Consider the following 5,559-nt stretch of genomic DNA (forward strand, 5'->3'; position numbering starts at 1 on the left):
TGGAAGCTCAGCGGCAGATGCGTCGCGATCATCCCTTCCGCCGTCGGCGAGACCAGGATGGGCAGTGACGCGGCGCGCATGATGGCGTGCAGTTCCGCCGGGTCGTTCTCGGCAAAGGCAGGCGGGATATACATGGCGGTCCCTTATCTCGGCAGGTGCGCTTCGAAACGGAGGATCGTATCCGCGACGTCGCACCAGCCCGCTTCCAGCATCAGCATATGCGACATCGTGTCAAACATGACCGGCTTGGTGCGGTAGGCGCGCGCGGTCAGGGCCACCGCTTCCGGCGGCACCATCTGGTCGCGCCCGGCGCCGATCACCTGGACCGGGGTGCCGATGGCTTCAGGATGCGGGATGCGGCGGGTGAGCATCGACGCCGCGACGCGCGTGCTCTCCGGCTGCACATTGGCCAGATACGCATCCATCGACCGGTCTTCCGGCCCGCGCGAAAACATCTTTTGCCGCAGCATGTCGCGGTTGAAATCCTGCTTCGGTCGCGCCGCGCGGATCAGATGCAGCGGCTGGGCCAGCAGGGATTTGACGAGCAGCCCCGGCATCGGCCGGGGCGGGGCGCTGGCCAGCAGAACGGCACCGCGCAAAGTGGCCTGCGTCAGATAGGTCTGCAGGACGAAGCCGCCCATCGAATGTCCGACCACCACGGGCCGTTCGACCGTTGCCAGCACGCGCCGCAGATCGTCCACGTAATCGTCGATGGAAAAACCGTTGAGATGGGCGCGGCCGTCGCTGCCGCCGTGGCCGCGCAGGCTGAAGGCAACCGCGTCGAACCCGTGCGTCGCGAAATAGGGCAGGAAAAAAGGTTTGAAATACCAGTTCCAGCACCAGGCGCCGTGCAGGAACACGAAGGTTCCGCGCCGCGCGCCCAGCGCCGAAGCTGTGGCGAGTTCGAGCCTCACGCCATCCGCATATGGCGCAGATAGCGGTCGAACAAGGCGGTGGTGACCAGGCCGGGGCCGCCATTGCCGACCGGCGCGCCGTCGAGCCGGGTGATCGGCTTGACGAAGGAGGTGGCGCTGGTGACGAAAATCTCCCTGGCCCGCCGCAGCTCGGCCAGCGTGAAAGCGGATTCCGCAAACGCGATGTCGCTGCCCAGCTCCTCGAGCAAAGCGGCGCGGGTGCAGCCGGGCAGAATTTCGGGACCGAGCCGGCGGGTGCGGAGCGTGCCGTGCTCATCCACCATCCACACCGAGGAAGACGCGCCCTCGGTGATGGTCTGTGCCGAATCGTAGAGGATCGCCTCGTAGGCGCCTTCCTCGCGGGCCGCCTGCTTGGCCAGCACATTGGCCAGCAGGTTGGTGGATTTGATGTCGCAGCGCGCCCAGCGCTGGTCCGGCAGGGTGATGGCGCTGCCCGCCCAGGCGGCCGCGTCGCGCGGCGGGGCCGGGATGTGCCGCGCGGTGACGACCAGGCTGGGGCGGACAAGGGAGACGGGAAACGCGTGTTGGCGCGGCGCCACGCCGCGGCTGACCTGGATGTAGACGAGCCCGGTGCTGACGCGGTTGCGCCGCAGCACCTCGCGGATCACCTGCTCGAGCGCGTTCGGGGCGAGCGGCGGGAGGATCGCGATTTCACGCAGGCTGCGCTGCAGCCGCGCCATATGCAGGGCGGCGTCGACCGGCCGCCCGTCCTGCACATAGACGACCTCGTAAATGCCGTCGCCGAACTGAAAGCCGCGATCCTCGATATTGACCGAGGCCTGCCTCAAAGCGAGGTAGCGCCCGTTCACATACGCCACTGCCCCCATGCGCCGCGCCGCCTTTTAGCGGTTCAGCGCGGCCATGGCGGCCGCCGGGTAGCGGGTGCCGGCCACTGCGTCCGGCGCGAACGCCTTGCTCAGCGTTGCCAGCTCGTCGGCGGTCAGCGTGACGTCCAGCGCGCCGAGATTCTGCTCCAGATAGGCGCGCCGCTTGGTGCCGGGGATCGGCGCCACATCCGCGCCCTGGGCCAGCACCCAGGCCAACGCCACCTGTGCGGTGGTGATTTTCCGCGCCGCCGCGATATCTTCGACGGTCTTCACCAACGCGAGATTTTTGGCGAAATTTTCGTCCGAGAAGCGCGGGTTGTTCTTGCGGAAATCGCCGGCCGGAACGGCGGCGGCGGATTTGAACGCGCCGGTGAGAAAGCCGCGCCCGAGCGGGGCATAGGGCACCAGGCCGATGCCGAGTTCGCGCAGCGTGGGCAGGATTTCCGTCTCGATGTCGCGGGTCCAGAGCGAGTATTCAGTCTGCAGCGCGGTGATCGGGAACACTTTATGCGCGCGGCGGATGGTGGCGGGGGCGGCTTCCGAGAGGCCGAGATGCCGCACCTTGCCTTCGCGCACCAGCTCCGCCATGGCGCCCACAGTGTCCTCGATGGGCACGTTGGGGTCGACGCGGTGCTGGTAATAAAGGTCGATGATTTCGATGTTCAGCCGCTTCAGCGAGGCTTCCGCCGCCATCTTCACATATTCAGGCTTGCCGTTGATGCCGAGGAACCCGCCGTCGGCCGAACGCATGTTGCCGAACTTGGTGGCGATGACCAGCCCGTCGCGCCGGCCCTTGATCGCCTGGCCGAGCAGCTCTTCGTTCTTGCCGACGCCGTACATGTCGGCGGTGTCGAAATGGGTCACGCCCTTGTCGATCGCCAGCTGGATGGTGGCGATGGATTCGGAATCGTCGCGGCCGGCGTAGAAATCCGACATGCCCATGCAGCCGAGGCCGAGCGCGGAGACGCTGAGGTTCTCGCCGGCGGCATTCTTGCCGAGTTTACGATGTTGCATCATCAAACGTCCTTTCATGAAGCTTCAAGCCTTCATCGCCGCGATGAAGGCTTGAAGCGTGATTTTGGGCGAGCGATTTCATGCCCGCGGTGGACGCTGCCTTGTCCGCCTGGCGGCGGATCAGGCGGCCACGCGCACCACCGCCTGGACCTGAGCGAATTGCTCTGGTGTTAGATAGGCGCCCAGCACCTCTTCGGGAGGTCCGGCGAGCTTGATTTGTCCGCCATCCATCCAGATCACGCGGTTGCACCAGCGCATGATGATCTCCGCGCTGTGCGAGGAGAGAACCAGGATTTCCGCGCCCTGGACCATGCCTTCCAGACGGTGCCGCGCCTTGTCCAGGAATGAGGCGTCGCCGGCGAGGATCCATTCATCCATCAGCAGAATCTGCGGCCGGATGGCGGTGGCGAGCGCGAAGCCGAGGCGGATGACCATGCCGGAGCTGTAGGTGCGCACCGGCAGCTCCAGGAACTGGCCGAGTTCGGCGAAGCTCGCGACATCCTCTTCGAGGCGCTGGATCTGTGCCTTGCTCAGCCCGCTGTAAAGGCCGCGCAGGCGGATATTCTCGCGGCCGGTCAGCTCCATGTTCATGCCCTGATTGGGGTCGAGCAACGCCGTGATCGCGCCGTCGATCTCGATGTTTCCCGCCACCGGCTCATAGATGCCGGCCATGGTGCGTAGCAGGGTGGTCTTGCCCGCGCCGTTGGAACCGATGAAACCGAGCCGGTCGCCGCTTTTCAGCGAGAATGAGATATGGCGCAGCGCCTCGACCACCAAACGGTGTTTCTTGTCCTCGCCCAGCCGCCCGGAGGCCGCGGCGAACACGGTCTTTTTCAGACTGCGGCTCTCGCCGTGATAAAGCGGAAAGGAGACCGAAACATCGTTGAACTGCAGGCTCGCCACGGCTCAGATCCAGTATGCGATGCGCGCGCGGGCGCGGGTGAAGGTCAAGGCGCTCAGCAGCAGCAGCAGCGCCGAATAGCCCAGCGCCATGGCCCAGGCTTCGGGCTCCAGCGGTAAGCCGAGCAGCGGCCCGCGCAGGATCTCAAGCAGGGCATAGAAGGGGTTCCACTCCACCAGCACCCGGCCGATATGGCGGTGCAATATCATGGTCGGGCTCCAGATCACCGGCGTCACGTAAAAGGCAATCTGCACGATGCTGGCGATGATCGGTGGGATGTCGCGAAAGCGCGCGCCGAACACGCCGAGCAGCAGGCACACGGCCATGCCGTCGACCAGCCAGAGCGCCAGCGCCGGGACCACGCTGAACACGGCTTTGCTCGGCACGACATGGAATATGGTGAACACCACGACGATGACGACCAGATTATGCGCGAGCACGAACAGGTTGCGCATCACCACCCGGGCCGCATGCAAAGACAGCGGCATGCGCTGCGCGCGGATCATGCCTTCCGCGGCCGTGAATGAGGTGCCGCCCTCGCCCGTGAGCGTGCTCAGAAACCCCCAGAAAATCAGCGAGATCGACAAATAAGGCAGGTATTGGCCGACATCCTGATGGAACAGCCCGGCATAGAGGAAGCCGATGGCGCCGATCATCACCGCGGTGGAGAGGGTGAGCCAGAACGGGCCGAGCAGCGAGCCGCGATAACGCAGCTTGATGTCCATGAAGCTGAGCGCCAGCACCAGCCGCCACAGATGCATGGTCTCACCCAGATCCGCCAGGGCCAGGGCGAAGCGCTGCCCCCAGCCCTGTGCGGCGGAAATCGACATCTTTCGGCCCGTGGGTTGCATGAGATGCGGAAGCTCCGTTCCGGATTTGCCTGGTCCCGGTGCGATCATATTCATAGAGCGGCGATAGCGGAATGGGCCGGAAGCGGCAACCGCTAAGCGGGATTTACCGAGGCCGCACCACCGTATTCGCGGCCTCGACGATCATGACATGCTCGCCGGAGACGAAACCCGGCTGCCCGGGGCCGGCCGGCTGCACGACGGATATCACGGAATTATCCTGTTGGCGGATCACCAGCTCCACCGCATCCTGCTCGGCCGGCGCGGGGACGTTCAGCGTGGTGAGAATTTTGTGCGCCGCCTGGTTGTCGCCATCGAAGATCGCCGGCCGCACCGAAACCACGGTGCCGAGGCGCAACAGGCCGGTGGACGCCGGGGCGCTTGGCGGCGCGTGGCCGGCGCAGGCGGCGAGCAGGAGCATCAGCCCGGCAAAAGCCAGCCACTGGCAGGTCCGGCCCGGAACAAATTTCAACCCGTTCATCTTACCCATGCTCACGGTCTTATCATTGCCGTTCGCGAGCGGATAGCAGCCGTTGCCGGCAGGTTTTTGTTGCTGCGAGTTCTGTTCTCGTTTAGGGGGTTAGCAGACCTTGTTTAAGCCATCATTGAGCGAAACCCCGGAAGACTTTACCAAGCAAAGGCGTTCCAGTTGGAGGCTCCCCCGTGACGACGACTTCATGCGGCCGCGCGGCGCCGTGCCGCGGGTCCGCGCATCGGCCGGCACCGGCCCGTATCGCCCGTTTGGTGCGTCTTTCAGCCGGCTGCGCCAGCCTGGCGCTGCTGGCGGCGTGTTCGGGCGGGCGCGGGGGCGCGTCGCTCGGCCCTTCCACGCATTACTATGTCACGCATGCCGCGCCGCAGAGCTACCAGCCGCCGGGACCGCCCGGCGACCCCTGGGGCCCGTATATCGGCGAAGCGTCGCAGCGTTTCGACGTGCCGTCCTCGTGGATCCGCAATGTGATGCGCGTGGAATCCGGCGGCAACGAATATATGGGGGGCCATCTCACGGTGTCCGCTGCCGGCGCCATGGGGCT

General features: G+C 65.7%; 7 protein-coding genes and 1 pseudogene. 1 reads left to right on the plus strand and 7 read right to left on the minus strand.

The annotated features are described in order from the left end of the window. From VNC39_RS05025 to VNC39_RS05055, 7 genes are all read right to left on the minus strand, one after another. A partial coding sequence (locus VNC39_RS05025; protein ID WP_325396817.1) for an FMN-binding negative transcriptional regulator occupies positions 1-134 on the minus strand: 134 nt, incomplete at its 3' end. 9 nt (positions 135-143) lie between these two features. Beyond that, entirely contained in the window at positions 144-914 is a 771-nt protein-coding gene (locus VNC39_RS05030) for an alpha/beta hydrolase (RefSeq protein WP_325396808.1), read from the minus strand. Next, positions 911-1,762, minus strand: a complete 852-nt coding sequence (locus VNC39_RS05035; protein ID WP_325396810.1) for a D-amino-acid transaminase — start codon at positions 1,760-1,762, stop codon at positions 911-913. Before VNC39_RS05035 ends, VNC39_RS05030 begins: the two co-directional genes overlap by 4 nt. 15 nt (positions 1,763-1,777) lie before the next feature. After that, positions 1,778-2,779, minus strand: coding sequence for an aldo/keto reductase (locus VNC39_RS05040; RefSeq protein ID WP_413788782.1), 1,002 nt, complete (start codon positions 2,777-2,779; stop codon positions 1,778-1,780). Positions 2,780-2,896: 117 nt separating this feature from the next. Further along, on the minus strand, positions 2,897-3,679 hold the full coding sequence (locus VNC39_RS05045) for an ABC transporter ATP-binding protein (protein WP_325396812.1): 783 nt from the start codon (positions 3,677-3,679) through the stop codon (positions 2,897-2,899). 3 nt (positions 3,680-3,682) lie between these two features. After that, a complete protein-coding gene (locus tag VNC39_RS05050) occupies positions 3,683-4,528 on the minus strand; it encodes an ABC transporter permease (protein WP_325396814.1) in 846 nt (281 codons plus the stop codon). Between the two features lie 103 nt (positions 4,529-4,631). Continuing rightward, entirely contained in the window at positions 4,632-5,021 is a 390-nt protein-coding gene (locus VNC39_RS05055) for a hypothetical protein (protein ID WP_325396815.1), read from the minus strand. Positions 5,022-5,188: 167 nt separating this feature from the next. Between VNC39_RS05055 and VNC39_RS05060 the strand changes: the two are divergent. Continuing rightward, positions 5,189-5,559: pseudogene (locus VNC39_RS05060) on the plus strand (lytic transglycosylase); the annotation flags it as partial.

It is taken from the genome of Acidocella sp. (assembly GCF_035535915.1).
Taxonomy (GTDB): Bacteria; Pseudomonadota; Alphaproteobacteria; order Acetobacterales; family Acetobacteraceae; genus Acidocella.